Annotated in this window: 18 protein-coding genes and 2 tRNA genes; 10 read left to right on the top strand and 10 right to left on the bottom strand. The window is 58.6% G+C overall.

All coding sequences use genetic code 11. The features are described from left to right. Positions 1-1,920, top strand: coding sequence for a selenocysteine-specific translation elongation factor (gene selB, locus E8L03_RS10895; protein WP_144305299.1), 1,920 nt, complete (start codon positions 1-3; stop codon positions 1,918-1,920). A gap of 67 nt (positions 1,921-1,987) precedes the next feature. On the opposite strand, the gene E8L03_RS10890 is transcribed toward selB, so the two are convergent. Continuing rightward, complete coding sequence (locus tag E8L03_RS10890) at positions 1,988-2,155, bottom strand: hypothetical protein (protein ID WP_153307166.1); 168 nt, start codon at positions 2,153-2,155, stop codon at positions 1,988-1,990. 370 nt (positions 2,156-2,525) lie between these two features. On the opposite strand from E8L03_RS10890, the gene E8L03_RS10885 reads away from it, so the two are divergent. From E8L03_RS10885 to E8L03_RS10875, 3 genes are all read left to right on the top strand, one after another. Further along, positions 2,526-3,038: a universal stress protein gene (locus E8L03_RS10885; protein ID WP_144305298.1), complete on the top strand. Its 513-nt coding sequence runs from the start codon at positions 2,526-2,528 to the stop codon at positions 3,036-3,038. Between the two features lie 279 nt (positions 3,039-3,317). After that, positions 3,318-3,393: transfer RNA gene (locus tag E8L03_RS10880), tRNA-Val, on the top strand. 13 nt (positions 3,394-3,406) lie between these two features. Beyond that, positions 3,407-3,483: transfer RNA gene (locus E8L03_RS10875), tRNA-Asp, on the top strand. A gap of 1,409 nt (positions 3,484-4,892) precedes the next feature. On the opposite strand, the gene E8L03_RS10870 is transcribed toward E8L03_RS10875, so the two are convergent. The 6 genes from E8L03_RS10870 to E8L03_RS10845 form a co-directional block, all read right to left on the bottom strand. After that, positions 4,893-5,267 (bottom strand): cupin domain-containing protein, encoded by a 375-nt coding sequence (locus E8L03_RS10870; protein WP_144305296.1) that lies wholly within the window; start codon positions 5,265-5,267, stop codon positions 4,893-4,895. Positions 5,268-5,293: 26 nt separating this feature from the next. Further along, a complete protein-coding gene (locus E8L03_RS10865) occupies positions 5,294-6,061 on the bottom strand; it encodes an ABC transporter ATP-binding protein (RefSeq protein ID WP_144305295.1) in 768 nt (255 codons plus the stop codon). A 14-nt stretch (positions 6,062-6,075) separates the two neighbouring features. After that, on the bottom strand, positions 6,076-6,840 hold the full coding sequence (locus E8L03_RS10860; protein WP_171267354.1) for an ABC transporter ATP-binding protein: 765 nt from the start codon (positions 6,838-6,840) through the stop codon (positions 6,076-6,078). Then, the gene (locus E8L03_RS10855) at positions 6,819-7,556 is read right to left on the bottom strand and encodes an ABC transporter permease (RefSeq protein WP_244963512.1); all 738 of its coding nucleotides are present in this window, start codon (positions 7,554-7,556) and stop codon (positions 6,819-6,821) included. Before E8L03_RS10855 ends, E8L03_RS10860 begins: the two co-directional genes overlap by 22 nt. Before the next feature lie 61 nt (positions 7,557-7,617). Next, a complete protein-coding gene (locus E8L03_RS10850; protein ID WP_144305292.1) occupies positions 7,618-8,418 on the bottom strand; it encodes an ABC transporter permease in 801 nt (266 codons plus the stop codon). 224 nt (positions 8,419-8,642) lie between these two features. Next, positions 8,643-9,698 (bottom strand): ABC transporter substrate-binding protein, encoded by a 1,056-nt coding sequence (locus E8L03_RS10845; RefSeq protein ID WP_144305291.1) that lies wholly within the window; start codon positions 9,696-9,698, stop codon positions 8,643-8,645. 339 nt (positions 9,699-10,037) lie between these two features. Between E8L03_RS10845 and E8L03_RS10840 the strand changes: the two genes are divergently transcribed. The 5 genes from E8L03_RS10840 (at position 10,038) to E8L03_RS10820 (ending at position 16,858) form a co-directional block, all read left to right on the top strand. Then, positions 10,038-11,426, top strand: coding sequence for a sigma-54 interaction domain-containing protein (locus tag E8L03_RS10840; protein WP_167512440.1), 1,389 nt, complete (start codon positions 10,038-10,040; stop codon positions 11,424-11,426). A 547-nt stretch (positions 11,427-11,973) separates the two neighbouring features. Beyond that, entirely contained in the window at positions 11,974-12,180 is a 207-nt protein-coding gene (locus tag E8L03_RS10835) for a hypothetical protein (RefSeq protein ID WP_144305289.1), read from the top strand. Between the two features lie 250 nt (positions 12,181-12,430). After that, entirely contained in the window at positions 12,431-12,874 is a 444-nt protein-coding gene (locus E8L03_RS10830; RefSeq protein ID WP_144305288.1) for a flavodoxin, read from the top strand. 443 nt (positions 12,875-13,317) lie between these two features. Beyond that, a complete protein-coding gene (locus E8L03_RS10825; protein ID WP_144305287.1) occupies positions 13,318-14,553 on the top strand; it encodes an MFS transporter in 1,236 nt (411 codons plus the stop codon). 619 nt (positions 14,554-15,172) lie between these two features. Beyond that, the gene (locus E8L03_RS10820; RefSeq protein ID WP_171267353.1) at positions 15,173-16,858 is read left to right on the top strand and encodes a hypothetical protein; all 1,686 of its coding nucleotides are present in this window, start codon (positions 15,173-15,175) and stop codon (positions 16,856-16,858) included. 179 nt (positions 16,859-17,037) lie between these two features. On the opposite strand, the gene E8L03_RS10815 is transcribed toward E8L03_RS10820, so the two are convergent. The 3 genes from E8L03_RS10815 to E8L03_RS10805 all read right to left on the bottom strand — a co-directional run bounded on the left by E8L03_RS10815 (position 17,038) and on the right by E8L03_RS10805 (position 20,536). After that, entirely contained in the window at positions 17,038-18,606 is a 1,569-nt protein-coding gene (locus E8L03_RS10815; RefSeq protein ID WP_144305285.1) for a DHA2 family efflux MFS transporter permease subunit, read from the bottom strand. A gap of 2 nt (positions 18,607-18,608) precedes the next feature. Next, positions 18,609-19,829 carry an HlyD family secretion protein gene (locus tag E8L03_RS10810; protein ID WP_171267352.1) on the bottom strand — a complete coding sequence of 407 codons (1,221 nt, stop codon included), beginning with the start codon at positions 19,827-19,829 and terminating at the stop codon, positions 18,609-18,611. Between the two features lie 134 nt (positions 19,830-19,963). Further along, positions 19,964-20,536 carry a TetR/AcrR family transcriptional regulator gene (locus E8L03_RS10805; RefSeq protein ID WP_144305283.1) on the bottom strand — a complete coding sequence of 191 codons (573 nt, stop codon included), beginning with the start codon at positions 20,534-20,536 and terminating at the stop codon, positions 19,964-19,966. A 787-nt stretch (positions 20,537-21,323) separates the two neighbouring features. Between E8L03_RS10805 and E8L03_RS10800 the strand changes: the two genes are divergently transcribed. Continuing rightward, entirely contained in the window at positions 21,324-22,271 is a 948-nt protein-coding gene (locus E8L03_RS10800; protein ID WP_171267351.1) for a DUF3089 domain-containing protein, read from the top strand. The last annotated feature ends 128 nt before the right edge of the window (positions 22,272-22,399 follow it).

The following is a 22,399-nucleotide window of genomic DNA, read 5'->3' as shown; positions in this document are numbered from 1 at the left end:
ATGGCAGCACACTCCGCGCCTCTGGTCATGGGGACTGCCGGGCATATTGACCACGGCAAGACCGCACTCGTGCGGGCGCTCACCGGGATAGACACGGACCGGCTGCGCGAAGAGAAGAAGCGCGGAATTACTATCGAGCTTGGCTTCGCCCACCTGGACCTGGCGCCGGACCTGCGCGTGAGCGTGGTGGATGTGCCGGGCCACGAGAAGTTCGTCAAAAACATGGTGGCCGGGGCATCGGGCATCGACTTCGTGCTCCTGGTGGTGGCGGCGGACGAGGGTGTGATGCCGCAGACGCGGGAGCACCTGGAGATCTGCCAGCTTTTGGGGGTTGGAGCCGGGCTGGTGGCCATCACCAAGGCCGACCTGGTGGATGAGGAACTGCTGGAGCTGGCCATGGACGACGTGCGCGGCGCTCTGGCCGGCACGTTCCTGGAAGATTCCGTCATGATCCCGGTTTCTTCGCACACCGGGCAGGGGCTGGACGAGCTGCGCGGCGCCATCGCCGACCTCATCAAGGATTACATCCCGGAACGGCGCTCCGACCTGGCGCGGCTGCCCGTGGACCGCGTCTTCACCATGAAGGGCCACGGCACCGTGGTCACCGGCACGCTGGTCTCGGGCGAGTTCGTCCTGGGCGACGAAGTGGTGCTCTTCCCCACGGGGACGCGCACGAAAATACGCGGGCTGCAGTCCCACAGCGAGTCCGTGGAGCGCGCACCGGCAGGCCGGCGCACGGCCGTGAACCTGGCCGGCCTGGAGGTGGAGGACATCGAGCGCGGTGAGATTCTGGCCAGACCGGGCACGCTGTTCCCGTCCAACGCGTGGGACCTGGAGATCACCTGCCTGTCGTCATCGCCGCGGCCGCTGCGGCATCGTGCGGAGGTCCATTTTCACCATGGCTCGTCCGAGCGCATGGCGCGGCTCTACTTCTTCGACCGCGATGTTCTGGAGCCCGGCGACACCGCGCTCTGCCAGGTGCGCTTTCCGGAGCCCGAATCCGCCGTGTTCGCTGACAGATTTGTGGTCCGCAGCTTTGCGCCGTTGCGCACTGTGGCCGGCGGCCGGGTGGTGAACCCGTTCGGCAAGCGGGTGCGCCGCCGCGAGGAGGACCTGGAGGCGGTGCGCAAGCTGGCCGGGGCCACGGGGGAAGAGCTTGTGGAGGCGCAACTCGACCGTTCCGGCGCGAGCGGCCTGTCATTCGCAGAGTTGATGGCCGCCACCAACATGGAGTCCAGAAATTTAGACAAGGCGCTGCAGGCGCTCTCCGGCAGGCGCAAGGCACTGCTCTTTGACAAGGAGGAGCGCCGCTACGCCTCGCAGCACACGACCGAGACGTTGTGGGAAAAGGCCGCGGCGTTTCTCGCCGCGTTCCACAAGAAGGAGCCGGCTGCTGCCGGCGTGTCCCGCGGGGCGCTGACCCAAGCCATGGGCTCCAAGGTGCCGGCCAAGCTCGCGCATGTCATTGTGGAGCGCGCGCTCAAGGACGGGCTGGTGGAGCAGGAGCAGGACCGGTTGCGGCTGCCAGGACACACGGCCACCCTGGCCGCGGACCTGGAGGCCGTGCGCGAGGGCATGGCGCAACGATTTGCCGCGGCCGGGCTCACGCCGCCGAACCTCAAGGACGTGCTCGACGAGCTGGGTGTGCCGGCCAAGGAGGCCAATACCGTACTGGGCATGCTCACCGACGGCGGCACGCTGGTGAAGGTCAAGGAAGACATGTACTTCGACGCGCAGGCCATCGCGGCGCTCATCGGGTCCGTGCGCGAGTACTTTGATACCCACGACGAGCTCGGCCTGGCCGAGTTCAAGGACCTCACCAACCTGACGCGCAAATATCTGATCCCGCTCCTGGAGTACCTGGACAAGGAGAAGGTGACGGTGCGCGTGGGCGACAAGCGTCAGCTCAGACGGCGCTGAGCTTCCGGAGCTCGGGGGGAGGGCTCTGGGAAGAGGCCGGCCAGGTCGCAGGCCGGCCGGAAATGCATCAGACGGTGCTTTGCATGCTGCGCTGTAGCATGGTCTTCAGCCGGGTGAGGGAACGGTCCCAGCGGACCACCTCGCTCTTGCGCTTTCTTGCCGCTTCACGGCGTTCTTTTTCAAGCTTGGCCATAGACCGCTGGTGCTTCACCTGGATATGATCGATACCGTACATGACGCCACCATCCTGATCAGTTCTGGCCGTATCACGACCGGCTCCGTGCTCGACAAGGGAACGCCGCGACTGACATTCATAATACGTCAACTCATTGTATACGCAGCGTGCTTTTGCGGCGCAAATTGATTGTTTTGATAGGAGTGCAAAAACCTAACTGGGCGTGATCACGGCGTAATAGGCTGGTGTGCGTTTTCGAACAGCGTGAAAGCGTATTCTTTTCAAATAGCTCTGCGCCATTTCCTATTTTTTGAAAACTCATAGACGAGGTCAATGGATCAGGGGTGGCCTTCAGTCACTTTCCGGGGAGTGAAAAATCCCGCTCCTCACTATTGACATCGCCACCGCCTTGCCGCAACGGTTGCGACATATGAAAACGACACGCTTGCCGTCTATCGGCTCCATTCTGTACGCTACCGATCTGTCGGAGAATGCCATCAACGCCTTGGGCTATGCGGTTTCTCTCGCGCAGGGCTACAAGGCGAAGCTGACCGTGCTCTACGTCGTGCCGGACATGTGGGAGGAGCTGGCCCAGCAGGCCGGGCTGAACCTGCCGGGATATGACGGATTGTCCGAGTGGGAGGAGCTTTCCGAAGGCCAGCGCTCCGGCGCCGAGCAGGCGCTGAAGGAGCGAATCGCCGAGTTTTGCGAGCATGTGGAGCACTGCCCGGTGGAGAGTTCTGACGTGCAGGTGAAGAGCGGCCGCCCGGCCACAGCCATTCTCGAACAGATCGAGGAGGGCGACTACTCCATGGTGGTGCTGGGGTCGCACGGCCAGGACATGATTACCGACCTGCTGCTGGGCAGCGTGGCCTCGGAAGTGGTGCGCAAGTCGCCCATACCGGTGCTGCTGGTGCCACTGGAGGAGGACGAGCTCAGCTAGGGCCGGTTTTGCCACACGATTTTCCTGCCAGGAAACATGGAACGCCTCGCTCCGGAGTTTTGGAACGGGGCGTTTCTATGTCGATAATGGAGCGGGCGCGTTTCACCGCCATGCGTGGCGGGGTAGGCTTTGGGGGAATCTTCCGAGTTGCGCGGGTGCTGTCCCACAGAACCTGGAGCGCGGGAAGTGAGGCGCAGCGCCAGCTCCCGGATGTTCAAAAAAATATGACAAAGTGTGTTGACATCACCGGCCTAGGTCTATAAATATGCTGCTTCTTCGGGGCGGATAGCTCAGCTGGGAGAGCATCGGCCTTACAAGCCGAGGGCCACAGGTTCGAGCCCTGTTCCGCCCACCACGAAGACAAGAGCGGAGCCGTAGTTAAGCTGGTTATAACGCCGGCCTGTCACGCCGGAGGCCGCGGGTTCGAGTCCCGTCGGCTCCGCCATCAAGAAAATCAAGGGTTGCACCGAAAGGTGCGACCCTTTTTTCGTTTATGGTCGCGACCGGCCGCGGTGATCGTCGCCGCCTTCTGCGCCGCCCCTGCGGGCGGGTTCGCGTTGTTCGCCCGTCCAAATTCGCTGTCCTGCTGGTTTGTCGAGTCTCGTCGGCTCCGCCATCAAGGAAAGCAAGGGTTGCGCCGAAGGGTGTGGCCCTTTTTCTATCTGTGTTATTGTACTGATATTGGAACTGTTTCGACTCCAATAGCGTGCTCCACGTGCATTACGGTTGGCGCTTTATCGTGACACAGGGCCCGGATGGTCCCGAAAGCGCCTGTTCGTGTACGCTTTATGAGAATTACGCTTTCTTCGCTGAAGCCGTCGTAAAGGGGCGCATCGCTTATCAAACGCGTCCCATTCGCCCGGATCTGAACGTACCTTCTCGATATGTTTGCATCTTCCCCCAACCATTGCACAGGTGAAGATCCGATAAAACGCATGAAGCGTTTTCCAACATTTTTCTCGAATGTAATGACCACGAGATAATAGTACCCGTCTCCCGAATCATCGCGCCAGATCCTGTCCTTCTGCTTGAAGACTTCGATCGAAGCGATGTCATCGCATGACAGTGGAAATGCAGGGCCATTTATGGATTCAGGGGGGTGACAGGCAGGGGTGGCTTAGCAGACGGTAGGGGCGACTCTGCCAACAGTTCTGGGCACATACTACGTGCTGCTTGTTCAGCGGCGTCTCTGCTGGGGAAGTGAATACTGGGGATGCTCTCTGTAGGAGAATACACGCGGTCTTCTAGCAGGACATTGTTGTCAAAGGTGATGGCGACATTCTGATGCGTGTGCGCAGAGGTGAAACGCCAGAAGTCCTCTTTTCCCTTGCTGGTTTCTACGAAGTTCAACTTCGTTTGTCCCCGAAGCTCGTAGACATACATTTTTTTCAGATGAGAGCACGATACATCGAATTGAGCTTGAGCGTGGGCATATTTGAAGCCTATTGCTATGGCCACAGCTACAATGATCAATACAGGGATGCTAAAACGTAATTTCATAGTACGCACGGCCCTCATCGGTGCACAACTCTGGCATGTCTATCGAGATGCATAATAGTTGAGGAAAGATAGGTCGCTATTCATTTAACCCATTGTGGACAATTGTAAGAATCGTATATCGTTTTGCCTTTTTAAGTCAACGCGGCTTCTTTTGGAAATCCGGGTATGGCTTCATCATTCTCGATACAATACAGGCTGAGTCTGCCACATCCTGCGCCGTCCCTCCGCACCACCCACTCGCACCACCACATCCCCCCAAAAAAAAGTATAGCCCCACAGGGAGAGAGTTGACCGTGGGGCTATTATCTGCAGATCAGAGCGTGTCAGATCATACAGAATATGTCCGGCGCCGTGTTAGGAAACTTCCTCCCACGCGCGGATGTTGTCGAAGTTCACCATGGGGCCGAAAATTGCGTAGAACTCGAAGTTTCCATCGCCGATGTTCCTGGTTTCATGAAACATTCTGGGCGGGATGTAGAGTAGTGTATCGGGCGTGAGCACATGTGGCTCGTCTTCGATGAGGACCATGCCCTTGCCCTTTGTGCACAGGTAGACCTCCACTTCGGACTGGTGCACGTGGCGGGGGCCAATCTGGCCGGGCTTGAACGTGAAGTATGCCATGCTCAACGGGGCCTCTTTGATAACCCTGTTGTCGAAGATGAGCTTTGCGAACCTCTCTTCAGAGGCCGGAGCCTTGAGCTGGGTCAGTTTCGAGATATCGAAAAACATGCGAGTTCTCCTTTATGGTTGGGGTGTTACCACCACTTGATGCTTTCCGTGACGTGTTCCCTGATCTCGACGAATGCGGGGTCGTCAAACTGGCGGGGCCGCGGCAGATCCACAATAATCTCTTCCTTGATCTTCGCGGGCTTCTGGGAGAGCACCAGAATGCGTTCGGCCATATACACTGCCTCTTCGATGTTGTGGGTGATGAAAAGTACGGTGCTTTGGAGCTTTTTCCAGATGCGGATCAGCTCGTCTTCAAGGTAGTAGCGCAGCTTGATGTCCAGTTGTCCGTAGGGTTCGTCCATGAGCAACAGATCGGGTTGCAGAGCGAAGTTGCGCGCGATGACCACGCGCTGCTCCATGCTGGATGACAGCTGCTTGGGCATGAACTTGCGCACGGCCTGCAGACCCACCAGGGCGAGGATCGATTCCACCCGTTTTTCGATCTCATCAGCGGGCAGCTTCTTGATTTTGAGCCCGAAGCGGATGTTGTCCTCGACACTGAGCCAGGGGATGGTTGAAATCTCCTGGAACACGAACGCCATGTCGTGCCTCTGGGGATCGGCCGAGGCGCCGTCCACCAGAATGTCGCCTCTGGTCATGGGAATGAACCTCGAAAGACAGTTGAGGAAGGTTGTCTTTCCGCACCCCGTGGGGCCGACAATGCACAGGAGCTCGCCCTTGTAGATATCAAACGAGATGTCATCGAGTACGAGCAAGTCGCCGTACTTCTTGGTCAGGTTGTCCACCTGGACTTTGGCATCACGCCTGGAGTGATAATCAGTTTTGCTTTCCATGGTTCATCCTTGGGCTACAGAGCGAAGTCCGTGTACTCGGAGATTTCCTTGCGCATGCTCAGGAAGAAGTGGTCCGTATAGTTGCGTGGTCGCGGCTCTTCGATCACGAACTCCTTCTTGATGGTGCCGGGCAGCTTGGACATGACAATGACGCGATCGCCCAGATAGATGGCCTCTTCGATGTTGTTGGTCACGAAGATGACCGTCCGCTTCTCCTGGTCCCAGATGTTGATGACCTCTTCCTCCATGGCGTACCGGGTCTGGGCGTCCAGCGCACCGAACGGCTCGTCCATGAGCAGCACCTTGGGGTTGTTGGTGTAGGCGCGGGCAATGCCCACGCGCTGCTTCATGCCGCCGGACAGCTGGTGCGGGTAGGCGTTCTCGAAGCCGTTGAGGCCCACGAGATCGATGTACTTCCTGGCGGCCGCCTCGCGTTCGCTCCGTCCAACACCCTGGATATACAAACCAAACGCCACGTTGTTCAGAACGGTTTTCCAGGGGAACAGCACGTACTTCTGGAAGACCATTCCCCTGTCCGGGCCGGGATCGCTCACGGCTTTTCCGTCGACCTGGATGGTGCCGGAGTTGGGCCGGTTGATCCCCGCGATGGTGTTCAGGAGGGTTGTCTTGCCGCATTGCCCGGGGCCCAGCAACACGACGAATTCCTTATCCGCAACCTGCATCGAGATGTCGTCCAAGACCTTGACGCGTCCTTCGACCCCATCGAAGCTCTTGGAGACGTGCTCGAGCTGGATCTTTACTGAAGTTCTCTTCTCCACGGGCACAATATCCTTTCCAGCCACCGAAGGCTGACTGCGAGTAATATTCCAATGATACCGATGGTGATCATGCCGACGACGATCATGGGCGGGTTGTCCAGGTTCATGCCTTGGATGATGATGAACCCGACGCCTTCACGGGCGCCCACCAGCTCTGCAGCCAGCACGCACATCCAGGCCATGCTGAGGGCGTTCTGCATGCCCGCGAAAACCGAGGGCAGGCTGGCCGGTATGGCCACGTGGAAGAGCTGCTCCCGGCGGCTGGCGCCGTATGTCCGGGCCGCATCGATGAGCTGGGTGTCCGTGTAGCGCATGCCCGTGTAGGAGTTCAGGACGAAGATGACGAATGCGCCCACGTAGCAGATAAAGATCTTGGGGCCTTCGCCGATGCCCAGCCAGAGGATGGCGATGGGTATCCACGCGATGGGCGGGATGGGACGCAGCAGCTCGAAGATCGGGCTGACGACCTTGTCGAAAGTCTTGTTCCAGCCCATCATGATGCCCAGGGGCAGGCCGGTGGCCGCGGCCAGAAGGAACGCGATGATAACGCGCCGCATGGAGTAGTAGGCGTGCGCCCACATGGTGTTGCCGCCGATCTTGCCCGAGAACATGACGACGCCCTCGCGGAACACGGCGGCGGGGGAGGGGATGGCCTCGCTGTTCGCGATGGCGGCGATGACGCCCCAGAGCAGCACAAAGACTCCGAGCGCGAGCACACTCGCCCCAAACGATCGTATATTTTCTTTGCTGAGAATACTCATGAACATTTCCTCGTTCCTAGTCTGACAGGCTTCTCGACGAGGCGAAGCGCTGTTCGGCCTTGGAGAGCAGATACGACATGAGCGCTCCTGTCAGGCCGATGGTCAGCATGCCGACAATGATGATGTCCGGCCTGGCAAGGCGGCGGCCCATCTGGATCATGTAGCCAAGCCCCTGGCTCGCAGCGAGCAGCTCCGCAGCAACAAGGGTCGTCCAGGCGGCGTTCAGGGAAAGCTTGATGCCGGTAAAAACCATGGGAATGGCCGAGGGCACCCCTATTTTCCAGAACGTCTCCACATTGGATGCGCCGTATATCTGCGCGACCCGGATGAGCACCGGGTTGGTCAGCCGGATGCCGGTATAGGAGTTGATGACGCAGGGGACGAATGCGGCCAGCCAGATGATGAAGGCCTTGGCCTCTATGTCGATGCCCAGCCAGAGGATGGCGATGGGAATCCAGGCAATGGGCGGGATGGGGCGGATGGCGTCGAATATGGGCCGGACGAGCAGGTTGACCGACTTCCACCAGCCCATGACCAGCCCGAGAGGCGTGCCGATGAGCACGGCGGCGCCAAAGCCCGTTAAAGCGAGGGTCAAACTGGTCTTGATGTGGTCGAACAAGAGGGCCCCATCCGGGGACTTTGTGTACCACTTCTTGATGAACACGATGAAAACTTTGCTGGGCGGAACCAGCTGGTGCCGGCTCATCAGGCCTGTTCGGCATACCAGCTCCCACACGAGGAGGAAGACGAACAGGCTGAGCACCGAGATCCAGTACTCCTTCCACCAGGCGGATACTTTTGTTGACGGATTCTTCATATCGATCTCCGGGTAAGGCGATCCTGGTCCAGGCAGTCGGCGGGCGCAGGGCGCACCGCTCCTGTCGCGCTGTGATTTTTCTGATGCCACAGACGTCTTTGCACGGATCACACGGCGCCGATTTCAACGGCAAGGGTGTGACCTGGATCGCAACGAGCAGATGATGCGTATCGATTTGCAATAAAGAGCAGGGCCTCCGGGTGCGACGCCGGAGGCCCCTTCCATTACTTGCGCGCAGCCCTGAGCTTGGCGACCTCGCGCATAAAGCTGGAGTCGATGTAGCAGTTGGCTTCCAGGTACTCTTCCTGTTCAGACTTATCGATGCGGTCCTGGTCCACAAAAAACTGGGAGATGGCTTTCATCCACGCAGGGAGCTTGTCCGGGGACTCCAGGATGTCGATCTGTTCGTCCACGGTGTAGATGGGGCGCAGGTTGAACTCGTTCTTGAGGGCGTCGGCAGGCAGCTTCAGACCGCAGTAATCGGTGAAGTACTTGTCCAGCTCCTTCTCTGCGGCCGCTTTTTCGGTGCGCATCTTGTCGAGGCCCGCCATGTAGGTGTCGAGCCAAGCGACGACCAGGTCGGGATGCTCTTCGGCAAACTCCTTGCGCACAACGACGCCGCCGGGGATCTTGATGCCGGCGCGCTTGCCCGAGGAAACCTTTTTCCAGCCCTTGGACTCGGCGATGTAGCTGAAGGGAGCCCAGAGCTGCACGATGTCGCCCTCGCCGGAGGAGAATGCCGTGATGGCCTGGCCCTGCTCGATATGAACGATGTCGACGTCTTCGTCAGAGAGGCCGAGGGCCTTGAGCGTGGCGCTCAGGGCGAAGTGGCCGGTGGACACGGTGGTGGCGAGTATCTTCTTGCCTTTCCAATCTTCCTTGGTGCCGTAGATGTCCGGATACTTGGGGTTCGCGCCTTTGGTCTTCAGCAGTGGAGAGTCGGGCCGCACCCACAGGTCGTTGGTCTCGCCTTCCTCGTTGGAAACGGCGATGAGCTTGGCGCCGTATCGCAGGCTCGCCATGAGGGTGGGGACGGTGCCCATGGCGCCGCAGTCCCATTCGCCGGCGGCCATGGCCTCCACCTGGGGAGCGCCGGAGGGGAACAGGGTGAAGGTGAAGTCAACAGGAGTATCCCATCCTTCATCAAGGGCCATCCAAATGGGCAGACCGTGCAGACAGGGCTGGCCACTGGTGCGGATTGAGTCTTTTGCCATTGCAATGGGGCTGGCAACAACGATCAAGGCGACGACGAGGGCGAAAATCTGGATCAGCCGTTTCATACTCACTCCTCTCTCATTTAATATTGATCTTTCCGCACGAAATCTCTCAGCCTCCCGGCCCCATATGTGCAACCGCCCTGCCAAAGCGGACGCATGTGCTGCTTTGTAGATATATGTAATTATTTTAATATGTTATAAAGAACAAACCGAGAAATTGTGTTTTTGACGGATTTATGTCGAAGCGCTATTATGTCGCATAAATGCGACTAAAAAGGCTCTGGCGAAATAAATACAATCATTTACACGGCGACGCAGAATGGCGACTGTCGTATGTTTGCGACGGACCCGGCTGCGTTGCGAACCATTCGGGATACCGGAAAAATGCACCAACGACAGAAAATGGATTATTTCGCCGTCCTGTCCGAGAACCTCGAGGTCATCCTGAATCACATCGATGACGGCATCTATATCTCCGACAAGTTTGGAAATACTGTCTGGGTCAACGATGTGTACGAGGAAGTGACCGGCCTTACGCGCAGCGAGGTCATGCACAAGAATCTTTACGACTTGCAGCGCGAGGGGCTGTTCAGCGTCGTGCTCAATCCCGAGGTGGTGCGCACCAAGAAACGGGTGCAGGCGGCCGTGCAGCTCAAAAACGGCAACCACGTCGTCATCAATGCCAAGCCCATTCTGGACAAGAACGGCGATGTGGAGCTGGTCATCGCCTTCAACCGCGACGCAACGCACATCAACAAGCTCAACACGCTGATACAGGACCAGGAAGAGCTCATCAGCAGCGTCACCCAGCATATCGCCACCATCCAGGGGGCTCTGACTCCGGAAACGCAGCCTATTGTGGGCGATGCCCGCTCCAAGGAGGCCATTGAGCTATTGCGGCGCATCAGCAAGAGCGGTGCGAACTTTTTGCTGCTCGGCGAGACCGGCGTGGGCAAGGACGTCTTTGCCCGTGCAGCGCACAAGTACAGCCCCCGGCACGAGGCCATTTTCCTCAAGGTGAACTGCGGCGGCATAGCCGACCAACTCGTGGAGTCCGAGCTCTTCGGTTATGCGCCGGGCTCTTTTTCCGGAGCCGACCCCCGCGGAAAGATGGGCTACTTCGAGGCGGCCAATGGCGGGACCATTTTCCTCGACGAGATCGGCGAGCTGCCGCTCAATCTGCAAAGCCGGCTGCTGTGGGTCCTGCAGGACAAGGAGATCGTCCGGGTGGGAGCCAACGACCCGATCAAGGTGGACGTGCGCATCATCGCCGCCACCAACAAGGATCTGGAAGAAGAGGTTCGGCAGGGAAGGTTCCGAGAGGACCTCTTCTACCGCCTCAATGTCGCCAGCATAACGGTTCCTCCCTTGCGCAAACGGCCCACGGACATCGTCCTGCTGCTGGACCATTACATCGGGTACTACAACAAACAGTACGGCAAGCAGATTGCCCTGTCCGAGGATGTGCTGGACCAACTGCAACTATATGCATGGCCGGGCAATGTCCGGGAGCTCAAGAACTTCATCGAAAACGCAATTATCACGAGCAAGTATCACACCATATCCATGCGTGAAATTCCGGACCACATGAAGGCCAACGCCCCCGCAGACATCGGCGACGTCGATGTCCCTATTAAGGGAAACTACAAGGAGATGGTTGCCAACTTCGAGTACGCGCTGCTCACCAAAGCCATACGCGAGCATGGCACGGTAGACCGGGCGGCCAAGGCGCTGAAGATGGATCGCAGCACTATTTTTCGGAAGCTGGGCAAGGTGAAGAAACAGTCTTGAAAGCTGTCTCACCAATGCCCTTTTGCTCTGCGGCTGCGTCAGACTTCTTTCGTGCGGTGATCGCATATTATTGGATATACTTCCTCCGCCCGAAGCGCGCCTTTCTTGCCACAAAGCAAAATTACTATTGCTGAGGCAGCTTCTGGGCAGTCGAAAAGACCGTGGACTTGTCGGGCGTGTCGGCTCCGCCGCTACGAGAATCAAGGGTTGCACCGAAAGGTGTGGCCCTTTTTCATTTTCTGCGCAGCCAGGCCATTGCCGGTTCCAGCAGATTGTCCCTCACGGGCCTCGGCCAGCTCCCACTCCCCGGGTAAGCCGCGATTCTCCTTGACAGCCAGAAGCGGGGAGCATAAAAGCCTCAAGAATGAAATTGATTATCATAATCAATAACGATCCATTTTGTTCAGTCTTTGATCACCAGAGGGTTCCCACGCGCATCAATGGTTGGCTGTGGTTAGATGGTTGGTGCGGTTGTTCCTTCGCCTGGTGCGCGTCAGAAACGGTGTGACATTGTCCGGTAACCAGTGATTGCGACGGAGGTCCTGGAATGACACCCAAACGAGCTGAAGCCTGGTTGAATGAAGTCGAGGCCATGGTGGAGCAGCACCATCTCTTGCCGCTCTGCCAGAAGACTGAGCTCCAGGCGACTTATGAGGCGGCCACCGCCCTGGTGGTTCGGGCCAAGCTGGAGGCTAGGCGGTTGCTCATCGTTGATGGGCGCGTGGTGTGCAAGCATGACGGCGCTGTTGCCTAGTTGGATGAGAAAGAAGGCATGGAGGAGTCCCCGAGGTGGGCTTGCCGAGCCGGACTCGCGAGGTCGGAGCCCGCAGCACATTGCAATTGCCGCGAATGATTTCAAAAAGCTGTTGCGACCCAAACAAATGAGGACAGGCGACATGTGTACGATCCGCCGGAACGTGGCTGCATTCCTGCCCCGGCAAGGCGGACTTGTGTAACCTATATACGGCTTGCCGGGCGCAGGCCGTCAGACTGTGAGGAGTATCATGAGCAAAGCGCTTATCGTCTTTGGATCAACCACCGGCAACACGGAAAACGTTTCGGAAACTGTAGAGAAAGTTCTGAAGGATGGCGGCGTGGACGTGACTCTCAAGAACGCCGCCGATGTTTCAGCACAAGGGCTGGCCGAGGGGTATGACGCGGTCTTGTTCGGATGTTCGACCTGGGGCGACGACGAGGTTGAGCTGCAGGAAGACTTCATCCCCCTGTACGAAGATTTGGACAAGGCCGGGCTGAGCGGGAAGAAGGTCGCGGTCTATGGCTGTGGAGATTCCAGCTACACGCACTTTTGCGGCGCAGTGGACGCTATTGAAGAGAAATCCAGCGAGCTCGGCGCCAAAATCGTGGGCGCGCCGCTGAAGATCGATGGCGATCCTGACGACGGCGAAGTCGGCGATTGGGCCAAGCTGATCCTGGCGGATATCGCCTAGCGGCGTTTCGAGCCGGGCGCGAAAACGCAGTCCAGTCGACAACCAGCGTGGCCGCCGCCCCGGATCTGTTGGTCCCTGGGGGCTCGGCTGTTGAGAAAACCAGGCGGTTGGGAGAACATCTCAGCCGCTTTTTTCTTTTGATGGCTGAGATTCGGTTGGGGAGGGACGCGTTCTGCGGTCCGCCTTGCCGAAGGGAAATGGTCCCTCTGATCCGACGCTACCCAGACACCATCCGTCCCAGCCATGCTTTCCCCCGCATCCACATGAGTGGGGAAGCGCACTCGCAAGATTCCCTTTACAGCCGGTAGATAGTATACGGTACGTTTCGTTCAGTTGATATTGAATACCGCGGTATCGCCTCAGGCGGCGTTCGGCAGCACAAGACCGTGGCACTCTTCGTCACATCCGCGCCGAGAGGCCGCATCATCTCACATCAGGCAACAATGACCGACCAACAAGAACAGATCGATACAGCAGGGCCGAGCCAGGAACAGGGCACGGAGGCTGCGCCCGCGGACAAAGGGCCATCCGCCGCACTTGTCGTTGTCTTCGCCATCGCCATCGGATCGCTGGTGGCAAACCTCTACATAGCCCAGCCTATCATCTCCTCCATCGCCCCGGCGCTGGGCATCACGCCGGACATGGCAGGCCTGGTGGTCAGCGTGACCCAGGTGGGATACGGCCTCGGGCTGTTTCTGCTCGTCTCCCTGGCCGACCTTGTGGAGAACAGGGCGCTGGTCTTCATCACTCTGGGCGGGGCCGTCGCTGGGCTGTTCGTGGCCGCCACGGCGACCTCGGCTCCGTTGTTTTTCGCCGCTTCGTTTCTGGTAGGCATCTCCTCCACCGGGGCCCAGGTGCTGCTGCCATACATTGTCCAGCTTGCGCCCATGGAGCGGCGGGGCCGCGTTGTGGGCAACGTGATGGCCGGCCTGCTCTCGGGCGTCATGCTCGCCCGGCCTGCTTCCCTGTTCGTGGCAGGAGCCTTTGGCTGGAGGGCGGTCTTCTGGGGATCGGGCGGTCTGATGCTGGTGGTCGGGCTGGTGCTCACCCGGGCCATGCCGCGGTACATGCCCCAGGGCGGCGTGAGCTATGGCAGGATTCTGCTGACCATGCTCCGGCTGGTGCGGGACAATGCGTCTCTGCGGCGGCGTTCGGTCTACCAGGGGTTGCTGTTCTGCGCCTTCAACATTTTCTGGACAACGGTGCCGATCCTGCTGGGCGAGCAGTTCGGCATGGGCGAATACGGCATCGGCCTGTTCGCCCTGGCAGGCGCCGGTGGGGCGCTGGCAGCGCCCATGGCTGGCCGGCTGGCCGACAAGGGCTACAGCCGTTCCGCCACGTTCTGGTCCCTGCTGCTGCTCGGGCTGGCCTTCCTCGGTATGGGCTGGGCCGGCGCGGCCAGGATCATGCTGGTCATGGTCCTGCTGACCGTATTGCTCGACGCCGCCGTGCAGACCAACCAGATCGTCAGCCAGCGCATCATCTTCTCGGTCCCGGCGGAAATTCGCGGCCGGGCCAACGCCATCTACATGACGATGTTCTTTGCCGGGGGCGCGTTGGGCTCCGTGCTGGGCACCATTTTCTATCACCACTACGGTTGGGCCGGCGTGACCTGGGCCGGATGCGGCATCAGCGCGCTCACGTTGCTGCTGTTTGCAACAGAAAGGCGTAGCGGGTAGGGCGCCCGGGCGCGATCCGGCCAGGCGTAATCCGGCAGGACGCTGTGCCTGGTTATCCAGCTTCAGAACTCAGCTGAAATTTCGAGCCGTGGGGCCTTAGAGTCCAGAGAATCAAAGGGTTGCACCGAGGGGCGCAGCCCTTTTTCGTTTGGGCGGCACGGCCCTGCTGCGGGCGGACCGAATCGATCCATGCGGACCGTACAAGGGGAGGGCCTCTGCGTACCCGTCCAGATTTGCTATCCCATGGATTCGCGCTGGAGCCCACTCCGGGCCGGCTCCCCCGCATCGTGTCAAATAGAACTAGTCAGGGTCTAACCAAACTTACAAATAAATGCAGTCTGAAGCGCGTGGGCAATGTGGGAAACACGGTGTCCATAAGGTGTAATATGGTGAAACTCAAAGAGGTTCAAGTGATGGAGTGTTCGTTGCATCCGCTGGTATGGGCGGCCGGGTTCATTCCATCGAATGAGGGTGAATACAACACGACGCAGGATGCATACAGCGAGTCGAAACAGACCGCACAACAACAGTTGTTTTGTTCTGGTCTGGAAGGTGGGATCGACAGCTTGTCGATCGGGCATTACCGCCGTTGGAAAAACCAATACCAAGTGAGAAGCACATGCCGGATATACTTATTTGCGCCTATAAGAATCAGGCTGAAAATGTGGAGCCACTTCTCGCTGAGGTAGCCCGGAAGATTGGGCCGGATAATATCGCAACAAACCATACACTATACCGTGACGGGATGGCCTATCTCGTAAAGATCGATCTGAACGGAGCATCGGATAAAGAAAATGAAGCAACATTGGGACATAAATTCGGCAATGACTCTTCTTTCGACGGTGGTTTTGCATATGCAAAAGTGGATGGCGGGTCAGTAGAGCTGGAGACTGACTGCGTAGCATCGAAAACATTGTGGTACTATTGGGATGATAATAAATTCTTTGCATCAACATCCCAGCGAGCCATTATCATGGCAAAGGGGTCGTATATTCAGAATAGGAATTCTGTCTATTCTTTCTTGAACTCGGGAATAATCATTCAGGGGCAATCCTGGGATTCTGAAATTAAACCTCTCGAAAAGAACAGCAGCTTTGTATTCAACACGGAAACGTGGACCTCGCGCATCTCTTCCCGTGCAGAAAAACAGTACTATCAGGATATCATTCCCAAAGCCAAACAGATGGATGCATTGAGAGGCGCCATCTCGGATGCCCTCGACAACTTTGACACAGATTATGACAGGGCCGTACTTCCTCTCTCCGGCGGCTACGACAGTCGGTTTCTCCTGCTATCGCTTCTGGACCGCGGCAGAAGACCGCAGGCCGTAACATGGGGGCGTGCAGAAAGCCTGCAGGACCCTGACAATGATGCGGTTATTGCACGAAGATTGGCAAACCACTTCAATCTGTCGCATAGTTACTGCGAAACATTTACCACCGATGAGAGCCTGGAAAAGCGGGTCATCCGTTTTATACGGATGGGAGAAGGGCGAATCGAGAACCTGAACGCATACATGGACGGCTTTGCGCTTTGGAAGAACCTGCGGGACTCGGGTAAGACCGGTATCATACGGGGCGATCAGTTTTTTGGATGGTCCCCTGTTGCAACAATGCGCGATGTCCTCAACTCATGTGCGATGTTGTCCGGTGATCTGTATGACAACGCGGAGCTGGTTGATGAGCTGAGCTCATATCGTGGATCAGCACCAGAGGGATGCGCACGGCGCAAAGGCGAATCTCTTCCGCAATGGCGAGACAGGCTGTATCAGGACTACATGGTCCCGAGCTTCTATGCCGCGCTGAATTACATAAAACAGAAGTACGTGACCGTGTACACGCCGTTCTATTCCAAAGGTGTACAAAACGTCGTCCGAAGCCTGCCGGACAAACAGAGAACGTCGAAGCGTCTTTTCAAACAGATCGTCAACGCAAGATTCTCCGAGATACCGATTGCAAAGCGTCCGGCAAACATCCAGTTTTCCGGATTATTCTCCGATACGGAATTTATCGACCTCGTAGCGTCGAACATTGCGCTGCTCAAGGACACGAAGTTTTTCACGCCAGCAGGGATCGATGCAATCATACAACATCTGCGGCAGTCGTCTTCCGGGACATCGAACGACTCTACCAATAAAAAGAGTATCGGCAGCCTGCTGCCGCCCTCTGTGAAATCTTTGATCAAGCGATCGGGGTTGTACAAGCAGCATTACTACTTGGACCCGAAGCAGGTTGCTCTCAGATTGCTCATAATCCAGCTTGTCGATGATACCTTCAACAATGACGCCCGGCTGAAGGCGCGGTAGATACGAGTTTCCTGGTCCGGTTCTTCAGCCGCCAGGGTTCTCCTGTCCGCGCGGGCAGGCGCCGGTGGGCCTTGAGCCCCGCGCTGCACATCCCTCCACAGATCAAAAAAGGGTCACACCAAGTGGCATGACCCTATCATCATTGGCGGAATTCTCCGCATCGTGAGTAAACCGGCGGCTTACTTCCTGGCAGCGATGGCCAGAATTTTTTTTCTGCTGGGGAGGAAGAAGACCAGCGGGATGAGCACGAGGAACATGGCCCCGCAGATAAAGGAAATGTCGTTGTAGGCGAGCATGGTCGTCTGCCGGCGCAGGATGTTCTCCAGCATGCCGATGGACAGGTGCGAGGCGTCGAGTGGGTCGATGCCCAGGGAGCGCAAGGCGTTGATCAGCGTGTTGCGGAAGGCTTCCGTAGCCGCGTTGAACGAGTTGATGTGCTCGCCCATGTAGACCCGGTGGACCTGAATCCGCGAGTCCAGCAGCGTGGCGACCAGGGCGTAGCCTATGTTGCCGCCCACCCGTCGCGAGAGCGTGTAGATGCTCGACGCATCGGTGACGTCGCTTCTGGAAATGCTGCTGAGCGATACCGTGCTCAGAGGCACGAACATGAAGGGCATGCCCACGCCCATGATCAGCAGGGGAAGGATCAGGTCGGCGATCCCGGCGTTCAGGTTGAGCTGCATCAGGTCGTAGTAGGACCAGACAATGAAGAAGATGCCCCCCAGGACCAGGGGCTTGGCCCCGATGCGCTGGTACAGCCATCCGGCAATGGGCATCATCAAAAGCAGCGTGATGGCGCGCGGCGCCAGGGCCATGCCCGACTCGAAGGCCGGGTAGCCCAGAAGTTGCTGCGTGAACTGCGGCAGGATGAACGTGGTCCCGAAGAGCGAGATGCCGAAGATCAGACCCATGGTTGAGCCGAGGGTCAGGTTCCTGTCCTTCAGCACGCGCAGGTTCACCACCGGCGCGGGGTGTCGCAGCTCCCAGACGATGAGGCCCACAAAGGAAGCAACCGTGATGATCGTGCCGACGATGATCTGGTTGGACTCGAACCAGTTCTCCTCCTGACCGCGCTCCAGTATGATCTGCATGCCGGTCAGGCAGACAGTGAGGAAGATGATGCCGAGCCAGTCGATGGACTGCACGCCACGGCGGAGGTACGGCGGGTCGTGCACGAAGCGGCTGGTGAGCATCATGGCCAGGATGCAGACAGGTACGTTGATGAAGAAGACCCACGGCCAGCCGTACACGTCGGTGAGCCAGCCCCCGAGGGTGGGGCCCAGGGCCGGGGCCAGCACCACGCCCATACCATAGATGGCCATGGCCATGCCCTGCTGCTGCGGGGGGAAGGTCTCGCGCAGGATGGCCTGGGATACGGGAATGAGCGCGCCGCCGCCTATGCCCTGGAGAATGCGGTAGCAGATCATCTGCTCGAAGGTGGTGGCCGTGCCGCAGAGGATGGAGCCGATGGTGAAGATGGCGAAGGACGCAAGGTAGAGCGTCTTGCGCCCGATGAGCGAGCTCCACCAGCCTGACATGGTCACCATGATGATCTCGGCGATGCTGTAGCTGGTGGCGACCCAGGTGATGGAGGAGAGGTCCGCACCGAAGCTGCCCATCATGTGGGCCATGGACACGTTGACCACGCTGGTGTCCATAACCGCCATGAACGCGCCGAACATGACAGTGACGGCGATGGTCCAGCGCTCACCGGGTGATAAGGACTCGGGGTCCCGATATGCGTTCATGGTTACGGCCTCAGGGACACCACGGAGGAGTTGCCCGTGTTCCCGGCCACGGCGCCGGGCTGTCTGGAGATGTCCACGCTGGGGATGACGGACATTCCGGGGGCGAGCACGTACTGCTGCAACGTCTTGTTATCGTCAAAGACGATCTTCACCGGGATGCGCTGGACAACCTTGATGAAGTTGCCTGCTGCGTTTTCGGGCGGCAGCAGGCTGAAGCGAGAGCCGGTGCCGCGCTGGATGCTGTCCACATGGCCGGTGAAGGTCACGTCCGGGTAGGTGTCCACGCTGATCTCGACCTGCTGTCCGGGCCGGATGTGGGTGATCTGCGTTTCCTTGTAGTTGGCCACCACCCACAGCTCCGGGCTGACGATGGAGAAGAGGTTCTGCCCGGCCTGGATGTACGCGCCCTGTTCCACGGACTTTTTGGTGATGTAGCCGCTGCACGGCGCAACGATGCGGGTATAGGAGAGGTCCAGCTTGGCCTGCTCCACCTGCGCCTCGGCCTCCTGCAGCTGGGCGGCGCGGGCGTTCATCTGGGCCTGGGCCTGGTGCAGCTCGTCTTCAGCGGTGAACACGGCGGCCTTGGCCTCGGCGATCTTGGCGGCCTGAGTCTGCACAAGCTGCTCGGAGGAGTTCAGCTTGGCACGGGCCATGGCTTCCTGGGCCCTGGCGTGGTCATACTCCTGCCGGCTCACCGCGCCTGCCTGGACAATCTGGCGCATGCGGTCCAGGTCGTTGCTGTCGCGCTCGTGCCCGGCCTTCATCTCCGCCACCTCGGCCCGGACCTGCTCCAGTCCGGCCAGCTCGGACTCGAAGTTGGCTTTTTTTTCCTGCAGAATGTTTCTCGCGGCGGAGGCCACGGCCTTTACCTCGGAAACGGCCGCCTTGGCCGACTCCAGCTTGGCCTGGGCAACATCCAGCGCAACCTCGTAGTCACGGGAGTCGAGCTCGGCCAGCACGTCGCCCTCTTTTACCTGCTGGTTGTCCTCCACATGCACGGCCGAGATATGGCCGGGCACCCGGGGGCTGATGTTCGTGATGTGCGCCTCCAGAAAGGCGTCGTCCGTGGATTCGTGCGAAATGGCGTGGAGGTAGAAGGGCACTCCCACGGCGCCGATCAAGACCGCGGCCGCCGCGATGATGGACAGCAGAAGGATGCGCTTCCGGGCAGGGCGTCTCCGCTCTTCTGTCACTTCCGGCGGTGTTGTTTGCGTCTCGCTCATGTATGCCTCGATTTGGAAAATTCGTGTTGATCTGCGGTCTCGCTACGGCAAGCGTCGAAATCGGCGGGAGGAGCGAAGATCCAGAGTGCGAAAAAGTTGCGATAGGGCCGCGTGGCCAGCCGGGGCGGGCTGGATCAGGCCGCGCGCAATGCCTTCAGAACAAAATCCCTTGCGTGCTCGAAGATGCTCTCCATTGCCGTGCCCGTGGGCCTGTTCAAGCATGCGGAGCGGATGAGCCCCGCGATGTAGCTCGCCGTGAGCGCGGGATCGGGATCGCTGAAAACGCCTTTCTCAATGCCGTTGTTGATGACGCTCATGATGAGCGTGCGCATCTCAGCGCGTTTGTTGGCCCATTCGTCGCTGTTGGGGCAGTTGACGATGGCGCCGCGCGAGAGCTCGAAAAAAACAGTCTTGCTGTAGAGATGCTGGGTGAGCTCGTGGATGAGACCGGACATCTGCGCGGCCGGATCGTCCTCGTTGGCTCTAATGTTCTCCTCCAGGCGCTCGACCAGGGCGGCGAAGTCCTGGAACAGGACGGAGAGAAAGAGCTCGTCCTTGCTCTCGAAGTAGAGATAAAGCGTTCCCTTGCCCACGCCGGCTGCGCGGGCCACGTCGTCCAGGAGGACCTTGTGGAACGGGCGCTCGGCAAACTGCGCGGCGGCGGCGTTGAGGATGCGGGTTTTCTTGTCCTTGCTAAATGTAGTCATTGTCGGCCTTCGGTGCGTTGAACGACAGGCGATTGTTTTTGTGAACGGCTTGTGGGGAGAGTCGGACCAGTACAAAACTGACTAAAACTGACTGGTCAGTCTTGTAATAACCAGCGAGGATTTGTCAAAAACTGACTCCCAGTTTTAGGAAAGGATGTTGGTAGAGCTGTTTATCCTGATATTTTAGCAGAGTGACAGGAAAAGAGTGGGTAGAATCAGCCCAGACTCGAAGCCAGGCCGCTTTCTCAACCTTTCCGCGTGCGATGTGTAACGCATTGAAAAAGTAACTGAACCTAGTGGGGAGGTACGGCGCGGGTAAAAAAGTGACAATTGTTACACTTTGTTTATCTCAGAGTCCGGAATCAACCAGCAACAGGCAAGCGCAGCACGGTTGCGTGGAGCAATTCCCCTGGCACACGGTTGCGAGCGCGTGCAACGCCCCGGGATGCATTGCGAACACCTTGACCCGGCCAGTGATGCCGACTAACACTCATTTCGTGTCGATGAGCTCTGTGCGTATGGACGCAGTGCCTGCCTTGCAACATCTGCAACGCAAAATGTTGAAGAACGTGTATTGCCAGGAATGGGACACGAAAAAAACGTATCGATGTGTGCACTGCACGGCAATGGAAGTCGCTATCCTGGAATAAGTACGGTGTTGCAATTTGCCGAAACGCCTTGAGGGGGTATGATGCGAGTTACTGAATGCAGGTGGGTTGCCGTATTGATGCTGGTAGGAATTATACTTCTGCCGGCATATGCTTTTGCCAAAGGGGAAGATGCGGATATGAAGAGCGGTGCCCTGGATTATACGGACTCCTTCAACTGGGTCACGCAGCCTTCAAAGATCGATAAGCCCGTAGACGTATTCTATGTACATCCCACCATATTCAGCGGCAAGGACTCCACCAACATGGATGTCGCGGACAAGAAGCTCCGCGCATTTGCCAAAGGCCTGACCGTTGCCCAGGCTGGCGTCTATTCCGGTTCGGCCAACCTGTTCGCACCATTCTACCGCCAGCAGTCCGGCGCCGTGCAGGACGAGTTCACGGCGCGCGGCGGCACCGATATGTTCGCCGACCCGTCGTTCCAGCTCGGCGCGCGGGATGTGGAAGCCGCCTTCGATTACTACCTGGAGCACCTGAACAAGGACCGCCCGTTCATCATTGCCGGCCACAGCCAGGGCACCATGACCCTGATCAACCTGATGCGGAAGCGGTTCGACGATCCCGCGCTGCAGAAGCGACTCGTGGCCGCATACCTCATCGGGTACTCGGTAACCACGCACGATCTTGAGCAATACCCCTGGATGAAGCGGGCCATGGGCGCAGACGACACCGGCGTCATCATCACCTACAACACCGAAGGTCCCGATGCGAAAGGCTCGCCTGTTCTGCTGGAAGGCGCCATCGCCATCAACCCGGTGAACTGGAAAAACGATTCCACCCTTGCCACCCGCGAGGAGCACGCCGGCGCCGTGTTCTTCAACGACGCCACGGGCGAGCTGATCGAAAAAATCGACCACTTTGCCGACGCGCATGTGGACCCGGAAAAGGGCGTGCTGGTCATCACCAACATGAAGCAGCCCGAGTCGCCGAAGATAGACCTGGAGCACCTGGGCAGGTTCCCGGCCGGGGTCTACCACAAGTTCGATTACGCCTTCTGGTTCAACAACCTCAAGGAAAACGTGGCCACGCGCATCCAGTCGTACCTTGCGCAGCACGGCGGTCAGTAGCGCTGCGCTTTTCTGAGTTCCCACAACAGCATTCTCCCGGAATCGGCATGGTTCCGGGAGTTTTTTGTGGCGCGCCGGCGACCAGGATATTGCGGGCCGTGCTTGTTCCCTTCCGTTGCCCCATCCTG

The sequence above is a fragment of the Oceanidesulfovibrio marinus genome (genome assembly GCF_013085545.1).
Taxonomy (GTDB): Bacteria; Desulfobacterota; Desulfovibrionia; order Desulfovibrionales; family Desulfovibrionaceae; genus Oceanidesulfovibrio; species Oceanidesulfovibrio marinus.
Note: the sequence above shows the minus strand (reverse complement) of the source record. Positions and strands in the feature narration are given on the sequence as shown.